General features: G+C 67.9%; 18 protein-coding genes. 12 read left to right on the forward strand and 6 right to left on the reverse strand.

Translation table 11 applies throughout. The annotated features are described in order from the left end of the window. Positions 1-93: 93 nt before the first annotated feature. Together AC5P99_RS13340 and AC5P99_RS13345 are read right to left on the reverse strand one after the other, a co-directional pair. Positions 94-2,610 (reverse strand): ABC transporter permease, encoded by a 2,517-nt coding sequence (locus tag AC5P99_RS13340; RefSeq protein ID WP_262091255.1) that lies wholly within the window; start codon positions 2,608-2,610, stop codon positions 94-96. After that, positions 2,607-3,254: an ABC transporter ATP-binding protein gene (locus AC5P99_RS13345; protein WP_495213229.1), complete on the reverse strand. Its 648-nt coding sequence runs from the start codon at positions 3,252-3,254 to the stop codon at positions 2,607-2,609. Before AC5P99_RS13345 ends, AC5P99_RS13340 begins: the two co-directional genes overlap by 4 nt. 75 nt (positions 3,255-3,329) lie before the next feature. On the opposite strand from AC5P99_RS13345, the gene AC5P99_RS13350 reads away from it, so the two are divergent. The 3 genes from AC5P99_RS13350 (at position 3,330) to AC5P99_RS13360 (ending at position 6,203) form a co-directional block, all read left to right on the forward strand. Continuing rightward, positions 3,330-3,974 carry an arylesterase gene (locus tag AC5P99_RS13350; RefSeq protein WP_495213230.1) on the forward strand — a complete coding sequence of 215 codons (645 nt, stop codon included), beginning with the start codon at positions 3,330-3,332 and terminating at the stop codon, positions 3,972-3,974. A gap of 87 nt (positions 3,975-4,061) precedes the next feature. Next, positions 4,062-4,775 (forward strand): response regulator transcription factor, encoded by a 714-nt coding sequence (locus tag AC5P99_RS13355; protein ID WP_002811889.1) that lies wholly within the window; start codon positions 4,062-4,064, stop codon positions 4,773-4,775. 156 nt (positions 4,776-4,931) lie between these two features. After that, positions 4,932-6,203 carry a sensor histidine kinase gene (locus AC5P99_RS13360; protein ID WP_005412286.1) on the forward strand — a complete coding sequence of 424 codons (1,272 nt, stop codon included), beginning with the start codon at positions 4,932-4,934 and terminating at the stop codon, positions 6,201-6,203. A gap of 231 nt (positions 6,204-6,434) precedes the next feature. Here the strand turns inward: AC5P99_RS13360 and AC5P99_RS13365 are convergent, their stop codons facing one another. Further along, positions 6,435-7,136: an SGNH/GDSL hydrolase family protein gene (locus AC5P99_RS13365; RefSeq protein ID WP_049450179.1), complete on the reverse strand. Its 702-nt coding sequence runs from the start codon at positions 7,134-7,136 to the stop codon at positions 6,435-6,437. A 212-nt stretch (positions 7,137-7,348) separates the two neighbouring features. Between AC5P99_RS13365 and AC5P99_RS13370 the strand changes: the two genes are divergently transcribed. From AC5P99_RS13370 to AC5P99_RS13410, 9 genes are all read left to right on the forward strand, one after another. After that, positions 7,349-7,744 (forward strand): diacylglycerol kinase, encoded by a 396-nt coding sequence (locus AC5P99_RS13370; protein ID WP_005408126.1) that lies wholly within the window; start codon positions 7,349-7,351, stop codon positions 7,742-7,744. 33 nt (positions 7,745-7,777) lie between these two features. Beyond that, on the forward strand, positions 7,778-8,527 hold the full coding sequence (locus AC5P99_RS13375) for a TerC family protein (RefSeq protein ID WP_005408127.1): 750 nt from the start codon (positions 7,778-7,780) through the stop codon (positions 8,525-8,527). A 224-nt stretch (positions 8,528-8,751) separates the two neighbouring features. Next, positions 8,752-9,912 (forward strand): MFS transporter, encoded by a 1,161-nt coding sequence (locus AC5P99_RS13380; protein ID WP_012479186.1) that lies wholly within the window; start codon positions 8,752-8,754, stop codon positions 9,910-9,912. A gap of 547 nt (positions 9,913-10,459) precedes the next feature. After that, complete coding sequence (locus tag AC5P99_RS13385) at positions 10,460-11,080, forward strand: LemA family protein (RefSeq protein WP_012479189.1); 621 nt, start codon at positions 10,460-10,462, stop codon at positions 11,078-11,080. A 3-nt stretch (positions 11,081-11,083) separates the two neighbouring features. Then, positions 11,084-11,971, forward strand: a complete 888-nt coding sequence (locus tag AC5P99_RS13390; protein ID WP_149500727.1) for a TPM domain-containing protein — start codon at positions 11,084-11,086, stop codon at positions 11,969-11,971. After that, the gene (locus AC5P99_RS13395; protein WP_033834745.1) at positions 11,971-12,465 is read left to right on the forward strand and encodes a TPM domain-containing protein; all 495 of its coding nucleotides are present in this window, start codon (positions 11,971-11,973) and stop codon (positions 12,463-12,465) included. The genes AC5P99_RS13390 and AC5P99_RS13395 overlap by 1 nt, the downstream gene beginning before the upstream one ends. A 51-nt stretch (positions 12,466-12,516) precedes the next feature. Then, the gene (lgt, locus tag AC5P99_RS13400; protein WP_012479192.1) at positions 12,517-13,404 is read left to right on the forward strand and encodes a prolipoprotein diacylglyceryl transferase; all 888 of its coding nucleotides are present in this window, start codon (positions 12,517-12,519) and stop codon (positions 13,402-13,404) included. Next, a complete protein-coding gene (locus AC5P99_RS13405; RefSeq protein WP_012479193.1) occupies positions 13,401-14,195 on the forward strand; it encodes a thymidylate synthase in 795 nt (264 codons plus the stop codon). The genes lgt and AC5P99_RS13405 overlap by 4 nt, the downstream gene beginning before the upstream one ends. Before the next feature lie 5 nt (positions 14,196-14,200). Further along, on the forward strand, positions 14,201-14,692 hold the full coding sequence (locus AC5P99_RS13410) for a dihydrofolate reductase (protein WP_024958640.1): 492 nt from the start codon (positions 14,201-14,203) through the stop codon (positions 14,690-14,692). A 125-nt stretch (positions 14,693-14,817) separates the two neighbouring features. On the opposite strand, the gene AC5P99_RS13415 is transcribed toward AC5P99_RS13410, so the two are convergent. From AC5P99_RS13415 to apaG, 3 genes are read right to left on the reverse strand one after another with little or no spacing between them, the layout of a single operon-like run. Beyond that, positions 14,818-15,480 (reverse strand): DUF1287 domain-containing protein, encoded by a 663-nt coding sequence (locus AC5P99_RS13415; protein WP_033834748.1) that lies wholly within the window; start codon positions 15,478-15,480, stop codon positions 14,818-14,820. Further along, a complete protein-coding gene (locus AC5P99_RS13420) occupies positions 15,477-16,502 on the reverse strand; it encodes a symmetrical bis(5'-nucleosyl)-tetraphosphatase (protein ID WP_495213231.1) in 1,026 nt (341 codons plus the stop codon). Before AC5P99_RS13420 ends, AC5P99_RS13415 begins: the two co-directional genes overlap by 4 nt. Positions 16,503-16,517: 15 nt before the next feature. Continuing rightward, complete coding sequence (gene apaG / locus AC5P99_RS13425; protein WP_005412297.1) at positions 16,518-16,901, reverse strand: Co2+/Mg2+ efflux facilitator ApaG/CorD; 384 nt, start codon at positions 16,899-16,901, stop codon at positions 16,518-16,520.

Raw genomic sequence — 16,901 nt, forward strand, 5'->3', positions numbered from 1 at the left:
TGGATGTGCTTGTTCCTTGAACACTGGCAACGCCGTCATGTGCACTTGGTAGGTGCCGAGCTTGCTCGGCACGCGCCCCGGTCCGGCGCTGCTTCAGGCCTCGCGCAGCGCCAATGCCGGCGGCGTATGCAGGATCGCCCGCGTACCCCACCAGCCCGCCAGCAGGCTCAGCCCGATGCCGACCACGCCGCCGACCAGCAGGCCCGGCCACGGCGGCAGCAACGGCAGCTCGAACACCTTCTGCGAGACCGCCACGCCGATCGCAGCCGCGGCGCCTACCGCCAGCAACGCGGCCAGCGTGCCCAGCGCGCCGAACTCCACCAGCACCGCACCGCGCAGCTGGCGCCGGGTCGCGCCCAGCGTGCGCAGCACCGCGCTGTCGTAGCGACGCTCGCCCGCCGTGGCCTGCAGCGCGGCCAGCAGCACCAGCACGCCGGCCAGCAGGCTGAACACCATCACCAGCTGCACCGCCTGTGCCACCCGTTCCATCACATCGCGCACCTGCGAGATCACCGCGTCCACGTCCAGCAGCGACAGGTTGGGCTGCGCGCGTATCAGCTCGCCCAGTCCGGCTGCCTTGCCGGCCGGCAGGTGGAATGCCGACAGCAGGTTGTGCGGTGTATCGCCCACCGCGTTCGGGTTCAGCAGCACGAAGAAGTTCGGCCGGAAGGTGTTCCAGTCGGCCTTGCGTACGCTGGTCACGGTGAATTCGCGTTGCTGCTCGCCTACTGCAATGGTGATGCGGTCGCCGGGATACACGCCGTAGCGCTTGGCCCAGCCGATCTCAACCGACGCCTCCGACGCCGTGCTGTCGGGCGTCCAGAAGGTGCCGTTCATCAGCGTATTGGCCGGCGGGAAGCTGCTGCGCCAGCTGAAGTTCAACGGCCGGTTCTCGTCGTCGTCATCGCGCTGGGCTTCGCCTGACGCCGGCTGTCCGCTCTGGTCCGGCGAGCGATCCACGCGCAGCGGCGGCTTGCCGTTGATCGCGATCAGGCGGCCGGTGGCCATCGGTTCGATGCTGGCGTCGTTGGCACCCAGTCCACGCAGCGCGGCCAGCACGCTGTCGCGCTGTTCGGGCTGGATGTTGATCAGGAAGTAGTTCGGCGTGTCCGCAGGCAGTCGCTCGCGCCACTGCTGCAGCAGGCCGGGGCCGGTCACCGCCAGCAGCAACAGCGCGCACAGCGACAGCGACAGCCCGACCAGCTGCATCACCGCCAGCATCCGGCGCCGCGTCAGCGCCGCCAGGCCCAGCCGCCAGTGGCCGTGCAGACGGTGCTGCAGGCCGCGCAGCAGCTGCAGCAGCACGAAACCGACCATGCCGGCCGCCACCGCCAACGCGGCCAGGCCGCCCAGCACCCATAGCGCCAGCTTGAGATCACCGGTCACCTGCACCGCCAGCAGCAGGCTGGCCGCCAGCGCTGCTACGTAGGCCAGCAGCGAGGCCGGGGGCAGGGCGGCGAAGGAGCGGTTGAGCACGCGCATCGGCGGCACCCCGCGCAGGCGCAGCAGCGGCGGCAGGCCGAAGCCGAACAGCAGCAACAGGCCGATGCCGGCGCCGGTCAGCGCCGGCATTGCCTCGGGTAGCGGCAAGCGCTGCGGCACCAGGCTGCCCAGCACCTGCACCAGGCCTTCCTGCGCGGCCATGCCCAGGCCGATGCCGAGTGCGCAGGCCGGCACCGCCAGCATCAGCAGCTGCAGCGCCAGGCCAAGCAGGATGTCGCGCTGGCGCGCGCCCAGGCAGCGCAGGATCGCCACCTGGTCGATGCGGCGCAGGGCAAAACGGTTGGCCGCCAGCGCGGTCGCCACGCCGGCCAGCAATACCGCCAGCAGCGCGCTCAGGCCGAGGAAGCGCCCGGCAAGATCAAAGGCCTGGCGCACGCCGCGCTGGGTGTCGTCCACGCTCAGCAGGCGAAGGCCTTTTACCTGTGGCAGCAGCCACTGGCGCAACGCGGCAACCTGGTCGGCGGAGCCGGCGAACATGAGCCGGTAGTTGATGCGGCTGCCGGGGCCAAGCAGGCCGGTGCCCTCCACATCGGCGCGGTTGACCAGCAGGGTGGGGGAGAGCGTCAGCAGGTCGCCGCCGGCATCCGGCTCGGCCTCGATGATGCCGGCGATGCGCAGCGTGCCGGCGCCGAATTCGAGATCATCGCCGGCCTTCAGTCCCAGCCCCTGCAGCAGGCGCGGGTCGGCATAGGCCTGGCCCTTGGGGGGCATGCCGGCGTTGGCGATCAGCGCGCCACCGGGCGTGCTGCGCACCCTCAGCGTGCCACGCAGCGGATAGCCCGCCTGCACCGCCTTGATGCTGGCCATCTGGCTGGCATCACCGTTGAACAGCACGCTGCCGAAGCTGGCGATGCGGGTGAAGGCCAGTCCACGCCGCTGCGCCTCGTCGGCGAATGCCTGCGGCGGGTCATCGCGCCCGGCGATGCCGAGGTCGCCGCCGAGCATTTCCGCCGCGCTGCCGGTCAGTGCCAGGTTGACCCGGTTCACCAGCGTGCCGACCGCGGTCATCACCGCCACGCCCAGCACCAGCGCGGCGAACACGGTCAGCAGGTCACCGGCCAGCGCCTCGCGGCGCAGCGCGCGCCACGCATGCCGCAGCAGGTTCATGCCTGCGCCCCACGCTCGACCGGCAGCAGGCGGCCGTCGTCGATGCGGTGGATGTACTGGCAACGCTGGGCCAGGCGCAGGTCGTGGGTGACCAGCACCCGGGTGGTGCCGCTGCCGGCGTTGAGTTCGAACAGCAGGTCGCTGATGTGCTGGCCGGTGGCGTGGTCCAGCGAGCCGGTCGGTTCGTCGGCGAACAGGATGCGCGGGCGGGTGACGAACGCACGTGCCAATGCCACGCGTTGCTGCTCGCCGCCCGACAACTGGCGCGGATAGTGGCGGGCGCGATGGGCCAGCCCGACCTGGGCCAGCACTTCATCGACCCGCGCCCGGTCTTCGCGCCCGGCCAGTTCCAGCGGCAGCGCGACATTCTCGGCGGCGGTCAGCGCCGGCAGCAGGTGGAAACTCTGGAACACGAAGCCGACCTCACGCGCGCGCAGCTGGGCGCGGGCCTCCTCGTCCAGCGCCGACAGGTCCTGGCCAGCCAGCGCGATGCGGCCGCGACTGGGCAGGTCCAGCCCGGCCAGCAGGCCAAGCAGGGTGGTCTTGCCGGAACCGGAGGCGCCGACGATGGCCACGCTGGTGCCTTCATGGACCGTCAGGGTGATGTTGTCCAGTATGTGGACTTCACCCTCCGGGCCCTGCACGGACTTGCCGACCTGGTCGACGGCGATGGCGACGGGCGCGCTGCGGGGGGACAGGCTGTCGATGAGGAGACTCCAATGCGCAAGACGGGATGGAGCCGGCGAGCCGGCGCGATGATGGTGCTGCTGCTAGGGTTCCTGCTGCTGCCGGGGCTGGCCTGTGCCAAAGGTCCGGCCGGCACCGTGCTGGTGCTCGGCGACAGCCTCAGTGCTGCCCACAATATCCCTGCCGACGCCGGCTGGGTCAGCCTGCTGCAGCAGCGGGTCAGGCAGCAGTCGAAAACCCCGGCGCGCATCGTCAACGCCAGCATGAGCGGCGAGACCACCGCCGGCGCGCTGACCCGCCTGCCTGGCCTGCTGGCGAAGGAAAAGCCGACCGTGGTAGTGATCGCCCTTGGCGGCAACGACGCATTGCGCGGGCTGACCCCGGCGCAGGTGCAGGGCAACCTGGGAAAGATGGTGCAGGCCAGCCAGAAGGCCGGCGCGAAGGTGCTGCTGCTGGGCATTGACGTGCCGCCCAACTACGGGCCGGCCTATCGCCAGCGCCTGGCGGCGGCCTACAACGCGCTGGCCACGCAGTACAAGGTGCCGCTGCTGCCCTTCCTGCTGGAGGGCGTCGCCCTGCAGCCGGGCATGATGCAGGCCGACGGCCTGCACCCGACCGCACAGGCGCAGCCAAAGGTGCTCGAAAACGTCTGGCCGCTGCTGAGGCCGCTGCTCTGAACCGTTTGTGTACCTCTTGACGGAACTTCACATCGCGTCCACCGTCGATCCGGCATGTTTCACAAAGCTGAAGTTAGAGGGAATCACATGCGTCAGACGAAGGAGACCTCCGGCTTGGTGCTGGTGGTCGAAGACAACCGCAACATCTCCGAGATGATCGGGGAATACCTGGAAGGTCGCGGCTTCGAAGTCGACTATGCACAGGACGGCCTGGATGGCTACCGCCTTGCGGCGGAGAACAGCTATGACGTCGTGGTGCTCGACTTGATGTTGCCGCGCCTGGATGGCATCGAAGTGTGCCGTCGCCTGCGCAACGATGCGCGCAAGTCCACCCCGGTGCTGATGCTCACTGCACGCGACACGCTGGACGACAAGCTCACCGGCCTGGGTTTCGGTGCCGATGACTACCTGACCAAGCCGTTCGCGATCCAGGAGCTGGAAGCCCGCCTGCGCGCGCTGATCCGTCGCGAACGTCGCCAGGTCGGTTCGGAAGTGCTGAAGGTGGCCGACCTGGTGCTCGATCCGGTCAGCATGCGTGCGACCCGTGCCGGCACCGAGCTGCAGCTTTCGCCGATCGGCCTGCGCCTGCTGACCATCCTGATGCGCGAATCGCCGCGCGTGGTCACCCGCCAGGAGATCGAGCGCGAGATCTGGGGCAATGGCCTGCCGGATTCGGACACCCTGCGCAGCCACCTGTACAACCTGCGCAAGATCATCGACAAGCCGTTCGACCGTCCGCTGCTGCACACCGTGCAGAGTGCCGGCTACCGCATTGCCGACATCGCCCAGCCGATGGCCTGAGCAGGATACTCGCCGGTGCAGCAGCAGGCCCGGCCGGGTTGTGGCCACGTACGAGGGCAGGGCATGACCGGTCGGCACTGCCGCCGGTCATCGCCCATGCACCCGCACGGCGTGGCGCGCTGCCTATAATCGCAGCGCTCTGACCGGGACTCCGCAATGCCGCACGGCCTGCCGCGCAAGATCCGTATCGCCTTCATCCTGCAGGCAGTGCTGGCCAGCCTGGGCATCCTGCTGGGTGCGTGGCTGGTCTCGCTGGTGATCAAGCACAGCCTGGTGGGCGCTGCCCTGCGCGAGGAGGCGGCGTACTACTGGACGCTGCACGAAGCGTCCCCGGTGCAGCCACCGCCCAATACCCAGAACATCCGCGGCTACCTGCTGGAAAGCGGGCAGTCGGCACTGTCGTTGCCGGCCAACCTGCGCAATCTGGAGCCCGGCTTCCACGAACTGCCCAAGGACGACCAGCTGGTGCTGGTTGATGTGCGCCCGGCTGGCCGCCTGTACCTGGTGTTCCTGCGCTCGCGCGCCGAGATGCTGGCGTTCTGGTTCGGCATCGTGCCGGTGCTGCTGACCCTGTTGGCGGTGTATGGCGCCAGCTGGGTGACCTACCGCGCGTCCAAGCGCCTGGTGTCGCCGGTGAACTGGCTGGCTCGGCGCGTCTCGCGCTGGGACCCGGGGCATCCGGAAGCGGCCGACCTGGAGCCCAACAAGCTGCCGGCGGACATGCAGGGCGAGACCCGGCAGCTGGCGGCCGCGTTGCACTCGCTGGCCAACCGGGTCAGCGCGCACGTGGCACGCGAGCGCAACTTCACCCGCGATGCCAGCCATGAACTGCGCACGCCGCTGACCGTCATCCGCGTTGCCAGCGACATGGCACTGGGTGATGAAAGCCTGCAGCCGCGCCTGCGCCGCAGCCTGCAGCGCATCCAGCGGGCCGGCCGCGACATGGAAGCGGTGATCGATGCGTTCCTGATCCTGGCCCGCGAGGCAGACGTCGAACCGCAGATCGAGCTGTTCGACGTCAACGACATCGTCCGCTATGAAGTGGACAACGCCAACGAACTGCTGGGGGCTCGCCCGGTGTCGGTGCACCTGCACAGCGATGGCCCGGTGCAGCTGCATGCGCCGCCGCGGGTGCTGCAGGTGGTGGTCAGCAACTTGGTGCGCAATGCATGCAGCTACACCGACGAGGGGCGCATCGACGTGCATGTGCACAACGATCGGGTGGTGGTGCACGATACCGGCATCGGCATGTCCCCCGAAGCGCTGTCACGGGCGTTCGAACCGTTCTATCGCGCCGAACCCAGCCGGCCGCAGGGTACCGGCCTGGGCCTGTCGATCGTACGCAGGCTGTGTGATCGCTTCGGCTGGAAGGTCAGCCTGGCCAGCGAGCCGGGTCAGGGCACCGAGGCAACGGTGATCTTCCGGTAGAGGGATTTTGCCGGGCTGCGCCCGGCACCCGCCGAGGCAACATCAACATCAAAAGCGGGCATTCCGTGGAATGGCGGGGCGGTGTGGGTTTGCAGGACACGCCGTAAACCCGTCCATGGGGGCTCGATGGCGCCATCCATGGCGCCAACGGTCCTGCAAACCCACACCGCCCCGCCTTCGACAGTTTCCCGCGATCCGCAGTACATCCACGCCATGCGTGGATGGGGTTGCTCAGTTGCAGTTGACCTTCGGCGCCAGCGCCTTGGTCCAGATGTCATAGCCGGCCGGGGTCATGTGCAGCATGTCCTCGCGGAACAGCGTTGCATCCGGCTGGCCATCCGCGCGCAGCATCGGCGTGTAGATGTCGGTGAAGCCGGTGTTGGGCAGCTTGGCCAGCGCAGCCTTGATCAGCGTGTTGGCCTCGTTGATCGCCGGCAGCAGGTGCGCACGCGACGGGCTCGGCTTGATCGACAGGTACTCGACCTTGGTCTTCGGCAGGTCGCGATGCACGCGCTGCACGAAGGCGACCACGTCGTCGCGCACCTGGGTCGCGGTGCGGCCGCTGTTGAGGTCGTTGTCACCGGCGTAGAAGAACACCTTGCACGGCGCATACGGCACCACGATCTGGCCGGCATACCAGGTGCTGTCGCGCACTTCCGAGCCGCCGAAACCGCGGTTGAATACAGGCTGGCCGGGGAAGTCGGTGGCCAGGCTCTCCCAGAAGCGGATGGAGGAGCTGCCGATGAATTCGATGCCACCGCGGGGCGGCGGGTTGGCCTGGTCGGCGCTGGCGAACCGGGCCATGTCGCCGGCCCAGGCCACGTTGGAGACCTGTTCGGGTACCCGGGGCGACGTGGTCGGGCCCAGGGCCTGGGCCAGCGGTGCGGCGGTCAGCAGGCCCAGCATCAGCAGGCAGGTACGGCGACGGGACATCAGGCGCTCCAGCAGGGAAGGGAACGCCATCATAGAAGCTGGGGCGGGCCGGGGCTTGCCCCTGGCGGTCCATTCACCGGGCCGGTGCCGGGATGCGGCTGGTGGCCTTGTGGCAAAATGGCGGCCATCTGCCTATTCCTGTGCACCCATGATTCCCTGCCGTGCGTCTGAGCGGTCGCTGCGCCGCGCCCCTGTTGCTGGATGTTCCACCCGTGGCTGATCAGTTCGGCCATCTGCCCCGCGGCCCGCGCCGCATCTTCCAGGCCGCCCGCTGGTCCTGGCAGGGCCTGCGCGCCGCCTGGCTGCACGAATCGTCGTTCCGGCTGGAGGTCTACCTGCTGATCCTGCTGGCCCCGGTCGCGGTCTGGCTGGGGCAGACGCCGGTCGAGCGTGCGCTGATGATCGGTTCGATGCTGCTGGTGCTGGCGATGGAACTGGCCAACTCGGCGATCGAGGCGGTGATCGAACGTTACGGCAGCGAAATCCACGAGTTGGCTGGCCGCGCCAAGGACATGGGCTCGGCGGCGGTGTTCGTGCTGATGATGAACGTGCTGTTGTGCTGGGCCCTGGTCGTGGTTCCGCACGCGCTGGCCGGCAGCTACGGCTGAAACCCCATTCCCCCACTGCCTTGAAGAGATTCCATGTCCTTTGAGTTCCTCGCCGACCCCAATGCCTGGGTAACCCTGTTCACGCTCAGCGCGCTGGAAATCGTGCTCGGCATCGACAACCTGGTATTCATTTCCATCGCGGTCAGCAAGCTGCCGGAAGAACGTCGCCCGTTCGCACGCAAGCTCGGTATCGCCGTGGCCTGCATCACCCGTATCGGTCTGCTGGTGTCGCTTGCGTATCTGGCGCACATGGCGGCCAACCTGTTCACGGTGGCCGGCATGGGCATCTCCATCCGTGACCTGGTGCTGATCGTCGGTGGCCTGTTCCTGATCATCAAGGGCTGCATGGAGATCAAGGAACTGATCAGCGGCGGCGAGGATGAAGATCCGAGCACCACCAAGGCCTCGGCCGTGTTCGGCTACGTGATCGCGCAGATCGCGGTGATCGACATCGTGTTCTCGCTGGACTCGGTGATCACCGCGGTTGGCATCGCCGACCACATCCCGGTCATGGTCGCCGCCATCCTGCTGTCGGTGTTGGTGATGCTGCTGGCCGCCAACCCGCTGGGCCGCTTCATCGACGCCAACCCGACCGTGAAGATGCTGGCGCTGGCCTTCATCCTGATGATCGGTGCGGTGCTGATCCTGGACGGCCTGGACGTGCACGTGCCCAAGCCCTACATCTACGCCGCGATGGGCTTCTCGGTGCTGGTGGAATGGCTGAACCTGCTGATGCGCCGTCGCGCGCGCGAGCACAACGTGCCGGGCGCTGGTAACTGGTAAGCGCCTCTGGCATGTAAGTCCCTCAGAACCCCCGGCCCGGCCGGGGGTTCTGCGTTTGTGGGGGGCACGGCTCTGCTACGGCGCTGCGGTTTTTGCACTTGCAGCGGGTTTCCGTGCCTCACTTGTGAACCAGAATCAACAGTGTTTTCCCGGGGCGAGGCTTAATCCGCCACAGCAAAGCGCGCAGGCTACGCACTCCCGAATCCCTCCCCCAGGACCCCCCCATGAATTCCAGAGCGGCCTTGCTGGCGCTTGCCGTCGGCGCCTTCGCCATCGGAACCACCGAGTTTGCGCCGATGGGCCTGTTGCCGGTCATCGCCGACGGCGTGGGCGTGGGCATTCCCACTGCCGGCATGCTGATCACCGCTTACGCCGTGGGCGTGATGCTGGGCGCACCGGTGATGACCCTGCTGATGGGCCGCTTCGGCAAGCGCACCGCGCTGATGCTGCTGATGTCGATCTTCGTGGTCGGCAACCTGCTCTCGGCACTGGCCCCGAACTACGGCCTGCTGTTGCTGTCGCGCCTGGTCACCAGCCTCAACCACGGTGCCTTCTTCGGCATCGGTGCGGTGGTTGCCGCCAGCCTGGTGCCGAAGGACAAGCAGGCCGCCGCCGTGGCCACCATGTTCATGGGCCTGACCATCGCCAATATCGGCGGCGTGCCGCTGGCGACCTGGGTGGGCCAGCAACTGGGCTGGCGCCTGTCCTTCGCCGGTACTGCAGTGTTGGGCCTGATTGCGATCACCGCGCTCGGCTTCGCGCTGCCGGCATCTGCACCGGGGCCGCGCCCGGACGTGCGCCGCGAACTGAAGGCCATCCTGCAGCCGCAGGTACTGCTGGCGATGGGCACCACGGTGCTCGGCGCGGGTGCGATGTTCACTCTGTACACCTACGTGGCGCCGGTGCTGACCGAACTGACCGGCGCCTCCAACACCTTCATCGCGATGTCGCTGGCCCTGATCGGTATCGGCTTCACGTTTGGCAATGGCATCGGTGGGCGCATGGCCGACTGGTCGCTTGATGGCGCGACCCGCATCCTGCTGGCGGTCCTGGCCGTGCTGATGTTCGTGCTGCCGCTGGCCTTCATGCACCACGCCACTGCGGCGCTGGGCGTGCTGCTGTTCGGCGCGGCGACCTTCGCCATCGTGCCGCCGCTGCAGATCCGGGTGATGCAGGCGGCGAGCGAGGCGCCGGGCCTGGCGTCGTCGATCAACGTGGGTGCGTTCAACCTCGGCAATGCGGTGGGTGCCGCGCTGGGGGGCGCGGTGATCAGCTCGGGTTTGGGTTACGCGGCGATTCCGGTGGCCGGTGGCCTGCTGGCGGCATCGGGCCTGCTGCTGGCGTGGCTGGGGCGTCCCCGCACTGCGGTGGCTGAGGCCTGCTGAGGGGTGTTGGATTCCGGCAGGGCTTGCAGCCCTGCACCCGCTGCAATCAACGTCAACGTCAACGGCAAAAGCCTGCATTCCGTGGGTTGGCGGGGTGGGTCCGGTGGCGGGGGACGCCGTAAACCCGTCCCTGGGGGCTTGGCCGCGGCATCCATGCCGCGGACACCCCCGCCACCGGACCCACCCCGCCTTCGACAATTTCCCGCGGTCTGCCGGAACGGCGTTCCGCTCCGGTAGGTGTCGACCTTGGTCGACACGAATGCCTGAAGAACCGCGTTTTGCTTTTGATTTTTCTTTTGATCTTCCCGCGGTGCGCAGGAAATTGTCCGTGGCCGGGAGGGTGGGTTGGCTGGGGGCGTGAGCCGCATGGATGCGGCGATCAAGCTTACATGGACGTACTTGCAGCGCCCCCCAGCCAACCCACCCTCCCGGCCGACCCCGATAACGCTTCCTCGCCAACCACCGCGGAGGGGGGGCGGCGCCCGATGGCCGGTCTTTCACCCGAACCGTGGCATGCTCGGTGCCCAGTCCACCCGGAACCTCCGCCATGCGCCTGTTCACCCGTGTCCTGCCCCTGATGCTGCTGGCCTCCCTGCTGTCCGGCTGCGGCTACAACGCCATCCAGCAGAAGGATGAAGCGGTCAAGGCCAGCTGGTCCGAAGTGCTCAACCAGTACAAGCGCCGCGCCGATCTGGTGCCCAACCTGGTGCAGACCGTGAAGGGCTTCGCCAGCCAGGAAGAGCGCGTGCTGACCGAAGTCACCAACGCCCGCTCGCGTGTTGGCCAGATCAACGTCAACGCCGACGACGAAGCCTCGCTCAAGCAGTTCCAGCAGGCCCAGGGTGAACTCGGCAGCGCACTGTCGCGGCTGCTGGTGGTCACCGAGAACTACCCGGTGCTGAAGTCGGACCAGAACTTCCGCGACCTGCAGGCCCAGCTGGAAGGCACTGAAAACCGCATCACCGTCGCCCGCGGCCGCTACATCCAGCAGGTGCAGGACTACAACACCTACATCCGCTCGTTCCCGCAGGTGATCACCGCCAAGATCTTCGGTTACAAGACCAAGCCGAACTTCACCGTGGAAAACGAAGCGCAGATCTCCAACGCGCCGGCGGTCGATTTCGGCAGCGCGCCGCAGCAGCAGCCGGCACCGCAGCCGGGCCACTGACCCATGCGCCTGGCCACTGCGCTCCTGGCCCTGCTGCTGTGGCTGCCGCTGGCTTCGCATGCACAGCAGCTCGCTCCGATTCCGGCGCTGGATTCGCCGGTGGTCGATACCACCGGCACGCTGGACGCCACGCAGAAGCAGGCGCTGGTGCAGCAGGCGATTGAGCTGCAGCAGCGCAAGGGCAGCCAGCTGCAGGTGCTGGTGGTGCCCACCACCCAGCCGGAAGACATCGCGCAGTACACCACGCGGGTCTTCGACCAGTGGCAGATCGGCCGCAAGGGCGTGGACGACGGGGTGCTGCTGGTGGTGGCCAAGGACGACCGGCGCGTGCGCATTGAACCCGGTTATGGTCTGGAGGGAGCGATTCCCGATGCCATCGCCAACCGGGTCATCCAGGAGTACCTGGTGCCGCGCTTCCGCAGCGGCGACTACGCCGGTGGCATCACCGACGCCACGGCGGTGCTGGTCAAGCTGATCGACGGTGAAGCGCTGCCGGCGCCGGTCAGCGGCCATCGCGGGCGTGAGCCCAGCGGCGGTGGCGATACTTGGTTCCTGACGCTGTTCATCGGTGTGTTCGCCGGCAGCATCCTGCGCGGGATCTTCTCGCGCGTGCCGCGTCCGCTGCGTGGCCTGCTCGGCGGTGCCGGTGCGGCGCTGGCGGCATTCCTGTTCACCTCCACACTACTCGCCAGTGGCCTGGCTGGCGTCGTGGGCCTGATTGTTGCCATGCTCTCCGGTCACCCGGGCCGCTTTGCCGGTGGCGGTGGCTGGGGCGGTGGCAGCTGGGGCGGCGGAGGCGGCTTCGGCGGGGGCGGTGGATTCGGCGGCGGCGGCGGTTGGGGCGGCGGCGGTGGCCGCTCCGGCGGTGGTGGTGCTTCGGGGGGCTGGTGATGATCCAACGACTGTGTCGTCATGTATTTTCGCCGTCGGTACGGCGCGCGTTCCCGCCGGCCACGCTGCAGGCGATCACCGAGGCCATCGCAGCCGGTGAGCAGCGCCACGGTGGCCAGGTGATGTTCGCGGTGGAAGCGGACCTGCCGCTGGCCGCGCTGTGGCACAAGGTCACCCCGCGCCAGGCCGCCGAACATGCCTTCGCGCGCCTGCGCACCTGGGATACCACCCACAACAACGGTGTGCTGATCTACCTGCTGCTGGCCGACCACGCCATCGAGATCGTCGCCGACCGTGGCCTGCAGGGCCGGGTCAGCCCGGCACAATGGCAGCGGGTCTGCACCCACCTGCGCGAGGGCCTGCGTGGCTCCAATCCGGTGGAAGCGCTGCAGGATGCCATCGACGAGGTCTCCAGCCTGATCGAAGGGCACTTTCCGGCCTCGACCCGGTCGAACGATGACGCGTTGCCGAACTCGCCCCAGCTCCTTGGTTGAGCCGGGGCGGCACTGGCCCGAGAATAGGCGTTCAACCGCAAGGCACCTTCCATGATCTATTTCCACGACATCGACCCCATCGCCCTCTCGCTGGGGCCGATCAAGGTGCATTGGTACGGCATCATGTACCTGTTGGGCTTCACCGCCGCCTGGCTGCTGGGACGCAAGCGCATCGCCGCCGGCCGCCTGCCGGGCGTCGACGCCAATGGTTTCTCCGACCTGCTGTTCTACGCCATGCTCGGCGTGGTGCTGGGCGGGCGCATCGGCTACATGCTGTTCTACGCGCTGGGCGATTTCCTGCACAACCCGCTGCTGCTGTTCAAGGTGTGGGATGGCGGCATGAGTTTCCACGGCGGCCTGCTGGGCGTGCTGGGCGCCTGCTGGTGGTGGTCGCGCAAGCACAAGCTGCATTTCTTCGACACCATGGATTTCATGGCGCCGCTGGTGCCGCTGGGCCTGGGCTTCGGCCGCATCGGCAACTTCATCGGTGCCGAGCTGTGGGGCAAGTACACCGACGGCACGTGGGGCGTGGTGTTCCCGTCCGGCCTGCCGGCGCCGCTGAACCAGCTGGACCACGCGACCCTGCAGGCGCAGTTCGCCACCGGCGCGCTGAACCAGTTCGCGCGCCATCCGTCGCAGCTGTATGAAGCCTTCCTGGAAGGCCTGGTGATGTTCGTGGTGCTGTGGGCCGTGTCGGCCAAGCCGCGCCACCGTTACCTGGTCGGCGGTCTGTTCGCGCTGATGTACGGACTGTTCCGCTTCGCGGTGGAGTTCGTCCGCATGCCCGACAACGGCGTCTACGTGGCCTTCGACTGGCTGACCCGTGGCCAGATCCTCAGCCTGCCGCTGATTGCCTTCGGCCTGGTGCTGCTGGTGATGTCGCGCCGTGCGCCGGTACTGCAGCCGCAGCTGCCGGTGACTGCCGGGGGCAAGGCATGAAGGCTTACCTGGACCTGCTCTCGCATGTGCTCGAGCACGGCGCCGAGAAGAGCGACCGCACCGGCACCGGTACCCGCAGCGTGTTCGGCTGGCAGATGCGTTTCAACCTGGCCGACGGCTTCCCGCTGGTCACCACCAAGAAGCTGCACCTGCGCTCGATCATCCACGAGCTGCTGTGGTTCCTGAAGGGCGACACCAACATCGGCTACCTGAAGGACAACCAGGTGCGGATCTGGGACGAGTGGGCCGACGAGAACGGCGATCTCGGCCCGGTGTACGGCAAGCAGTGGCGCAGCTGGGCCACCGCCGATGGCCGTGAGATCGATCAGATGCAGTGGCTGGTCGACGAGATCAAGCGCAACCCCGATTCGCGGCGGCTGGTGGTCAGCGCCTGGAACGTGGGCGAGCTTTCGCAGATGGCGCTGATGCCGTGCCACAACCTGTTCCAGTTCTACGTGGTGGACGGCAAGCTCAGCTGCCAGCTGTACCAGCGCAGCGGCGACATCTTCCTCGGCGTGCCGTTCAACATCGCCAGCTACGCGCTGCTGACCCACATGGTGGCGCAGGCCACCGGCCTGGGCGTGGGCGATTTCGTGCATACGCTGGGCGACGCGCACCTGTATTCGAACCACTTCGAGCAGGCGCGCGAGCAGCTGTCGCGTGAACCGCGCGCGCTGCCCAAGCTGTGGTTGAACCCGGAGGTGACCGATCTGTTCGGCTTCCAGTTCGACGACATCCGCATCGACGGCTACGATCCGCACCCGGCCATCAAGGCGCCGGTGGCGGTATGAGCGCGATGAAGCTGTCGATGATCGTGGCGCTGGATCGCAACCGTGGCATCGGTCAGGGCAATGCCATGCCCTGGCACCTGCCGGATGATTTCAAGCACTTCAAGGCGCTCACCCTGGGCAAGCCGATCCTGATGGGCCGCAAGACGGCCGAATCGATCGGCCGCGTGCTGCCGGGACGGACCAACCTGGTGCTGACCCGCAGCGGCCAGGTGCCGTTCGAGGGCATGCGCGCGGTGGCGTCGCTGGACGAGGCGAAGGCGATTGCCGAAGGCGAGGGCGCCAGCGAGCTGTGCATCATCGGCGGCGGCGAGATCTTCCACCAGCTGCTGGACCAGGCCAGTGACCTGTACCTGACCTGGGTGGATGCCGAAATCCCCGCTGATACCCATTTCCCCGAAGTCGACATGCAGGACTGGCGGGAAGTGAGCAGCGAGCCGCACCCGGCCGACGAACGCCATGCCTACGCGTTCCGCTTCGCGCACTACGTGCGCCGCTGATCGCGCAAATACCAACGAAAACACCGACGGGGATGTCGACGGGGTAGAGTCGACTGTTGGTCGACTGCTCTCGGCGGTCACCCGAAAAACCCACGCTGCGCGCGATAGTCGACTGACAGTCGACTCTACCTGGGCTGTCGCTGCGGCATCCGGTAATGCCCGATGATGGCGTGCTGGAACAACAGGTTCTCTTCGCGCGTGCCGCGCGCGATGTTGTGCAGCACCAGCGGCGTGCCATTGGCCAGCCGCCGGTCGGAGACGATGCCCACGTGCAGCAGGCCGTTGCCGTTGAGCTTCCAGGCGACGATGTCGCCGGCCGCATAGTCGGTGGCGGCGGCCGTGATCGGTTGCTGCCAGCCCTGCCGTTCGAACCAGCGCATCAGGTTCGGCACACGGCGATGATCGATGTTGCGGTCCGGCCGTGACAGGCCCCAGATCGCGGGATAGGCACTGAAATTGCCGCGCATGTCTTCATGCACGCGCGCCTGCAGGTCCAGGCCCTGGCTGCGCAGGGCACGCACCACCACGTCGGTGCACACGCCGCGATCAACCGGAACGTCGCCGCCGGGATAGGCCAGCACCTGATAGGCAGGGTCGTAGCGGGTGGTGACGCCGACCTGTGCGCGCGCCGCTGCCACCAGCGGCGGCGAAGGCGCCTGCGGCTGCGATGGCGTGAGGCCGGCGTTTCCGCCGTCGGCGGGGGCCGGGGCCGAAGGGGGCTGGCAGCCGCTGGCCAGGGCCACCGTCAGCAGCAGCACCGTCCATGGTGCCCCACCGCGCCGCGTCATGCCTGCGGCGGGGGACTGTTGCTGCCGGGGCCCGCAGAGCCACCACCCGCGCCGCCGCCACGGCGCCGACGACGGCGTGGGCCGCGGTTGCCCGGGTTGGCGGCCGGGGTGTTGCCGCCGCCCTGTTCCTTGCCCTGCGCCGATGCCGCCGGGCGCTCGTGCGCCGGTCGCGCTGGCGGGCGTGCGTTGGGCACGGGTGCGGGGACATCGCGGCCCGGCACCTGCACCACGCGCAGTTCATCGGTATCGAGCTGGATCGCGGTCAGCTTGCCGCCCCAGACTGCGCCGGTGTCGATGGCATGCACGCCCTGGGTGATGGTCAGGCCCAGCGCCGACCAGTGGCCGCAGACGATCTTCAGATCGCGCTCGACCCGGCCCGGCACTTCGAACCAGGGGTACAGTCCCTGTTCCTGCGTGCCCGGCGTGCCCTTGTCCTCGATGCCGATGCGCCCGCGCGGGGTGCAGTAGCGCATGCGGGTGAGCACATTGATGATCGCGCGTGAACGGTCGTAGCCGGACAGGTTCGGTGCCCAGCTCGGCTTGTCGCCGTACATGTTGCGGAACAGCTTGCGGTAGCCGGCACCGTGCAGTTGCGCCTCGACCTCGGCGGCATGCTTTTCGCCCATCTGCGTGGTCCACTTCGGCGCCAGGCCGGCGTGCACCATCATCCAGCCCAGCTCGCGGTCCACGTGCACCAGCTTCTGCAGGCGCAGCCACTCCAGCAGTTCGTCGCGGTCCTCGGCCTGCACGATGCGCAGCAGGTCCGGGTTGACCTTGCGCTGTTCCTCTTCGGTGCGTGCACCGACGGCCAACAGCGAAAGGTCATGGTTGCCCAGCACCACCACGCTGTGCTCGCGCAGCGAATGCACCAGCCGCAGCGTTTCCAGCGACTGGCCACCGCGGTTGACCAGGTCGCCGCAGAACCACAGGGTGTCCTGCGCCGGGTCGAAGCGGATCTTCTCCAGCAGCCGCTGGGTGACGTCATAGCAGCCCTGCAGGTCGCCGATCGCCCACACACTCATCGTCCGGCCTCCGTGTCAGTGCAGGGTACGCGGGATGGCCAGCACGAAAGGTGCGACCGGCGCGGCGAATTCGGTGCCGTCGTCGGCGACCATGTCGTAGTGGCCCTGCATGGTCCCGTGATCGGTCCCCAGCATGACACCGGACGTGTAATGGAAGTCTTCACCGGGACGCAGGCGTGGCTGCTCGCCGATCACCCCGTCGCCATCGACATGCTCGACGCGGCCGTTGGCATCGGTGATGCGCCAGTGGCGTGCGACCAGGCGCGCGGCAACACGCCCCTGGTTGTGGATGCGGATCGTGTAGGCGAACGCATAGCGTCCGTCTTCCGGCGCGGATTGATCGTCGAGGAAGCGCGGTGCGACTTCGACGGAGATGGCGTAAACGTCAGCGTCTTCCAT

The sequence above is a fragment of the Stenotrophomonas sp. YJH_SMC_80 genome, assembly GCF_059372495.1.

Excerpts from the sequence above, each read along its gene's own strand:
- AC5P99_RS13355 (WP_002811889.1), top strand. The coding sequence starts at position 4,062 with ATGCGTCAGACGAAGGAGACCTCCGGCTTGGTGCTGGTGGTCGAAGAC.
- AC5P99_RS13385 (WP_012479189.1), top strand. The coding sequence starts at position 10,460 with ATGCGCCTGTTCACCCGTGTCCTGCCCCTGATGCTGCTGGCCTCCCTG.
- lgt (WP_012479192.1), top strand. The coding sequence starts at position 12,517 with ATGATCTATTTCCACGACATCGACCCCATCGCCCTCTCGCTGGGGCCG.
- AC5P99_RS13390 (WP_149500727.1), top strand. The coding sequence starts at position 11,084 with ATGCGCCTGGCCACTGCGCTCCTGGCCCTGCTGCTGTGGCTGCCGCTG.
- AC5P99_RS13340 (WP_262091255.1), bottom strand. The coding sequence starts at position 2,610 with ATGAACCTGCTGCGGCATGCGTGGCGCGCGCTGCGCCGCGAGGCGCTG.
- AC5P99_RS13395 (WP_033834745.1), top strand. The coding sequence starts at position 11,971 with ATGATCCAACGACTGTGTCGTCATGTATTTTCGCCGTCGGTACGGCGC.
- AC5P99_RS13360 (WP_005412286.1), top strand. The coding sequence starts at position 4,932 with ATGCCGCACGGCCTGCCGCGCAAGATCCGTATCGCCTTCATCCTGCAG.
- AC5P99_RS13365 (WP_049450179.1), bottom strand. The coding sequence starts at position 7,136 with ATGTCCCGTCGCCGTACCTGCCTGCTGATGCTGGGCCTGCTGACCGCC.
- AC5P99_RS13405 (WP_012479193.1), top strand. The coding sequence starts at position 13,401 with ATGAAGGCTTACCTGGACCTGCTCTCGCATGTGCTCGAGCACGGCGCC.
- AC5P99_RS13380 (WP_012479186.1), top strand. The coding sequence starts at position 8,752 with ATGAATTCCAGAGCGGCCTTGCTGGCGCTTGCCGTCGGCGCCTTCGCC.
- apaG (WP_005412297.1), bottom strand. The coding sequence starts at position 16,901 with ATGGAAGACGCTGACGTTTACGCCATCTCCGTCGAAGTCGCACCGCGC.
- AC5P99_RS13415 (WP_033834748.1), bottom strand. The coding sequence starts at position 15,480 with ATGACGCGGCGCGGTGGGGCACCATGGACGGTGCTGCTGCTGACGGTG.
- AC5P99_RS13420 (WP_495213231.1), bottom strand. The coding sequence starts at position 16,502 with ATGAGTGTGTGGGCGATCGGCGACCTGCAGGGCTGCTATGACGTCACC.
- AC5P99_RS13350 (WP_495213230.1), top strand. The coding sequence starts at position 3,330 with ATGCGCAAGACGGGATGGAGCCGGCGAGCCGGCGCGATGATGGTGCTG.
- AC5P99_RS13375 (WP_005408127.1), top strand. The coding sequence starts at position 7,778 with ATGTCCTTTGAGTTCCTCGCCGACCCCAATGCCTGGGTAACCCTGTTC.
- AC5P99_RS13410 (WP_024958640.1), top strand. The coding sequence starts at position 14,201 with ATGAAGCTGTCGATGATCGTGGCGCTGGATCGCAACCGTGGCATCGGT.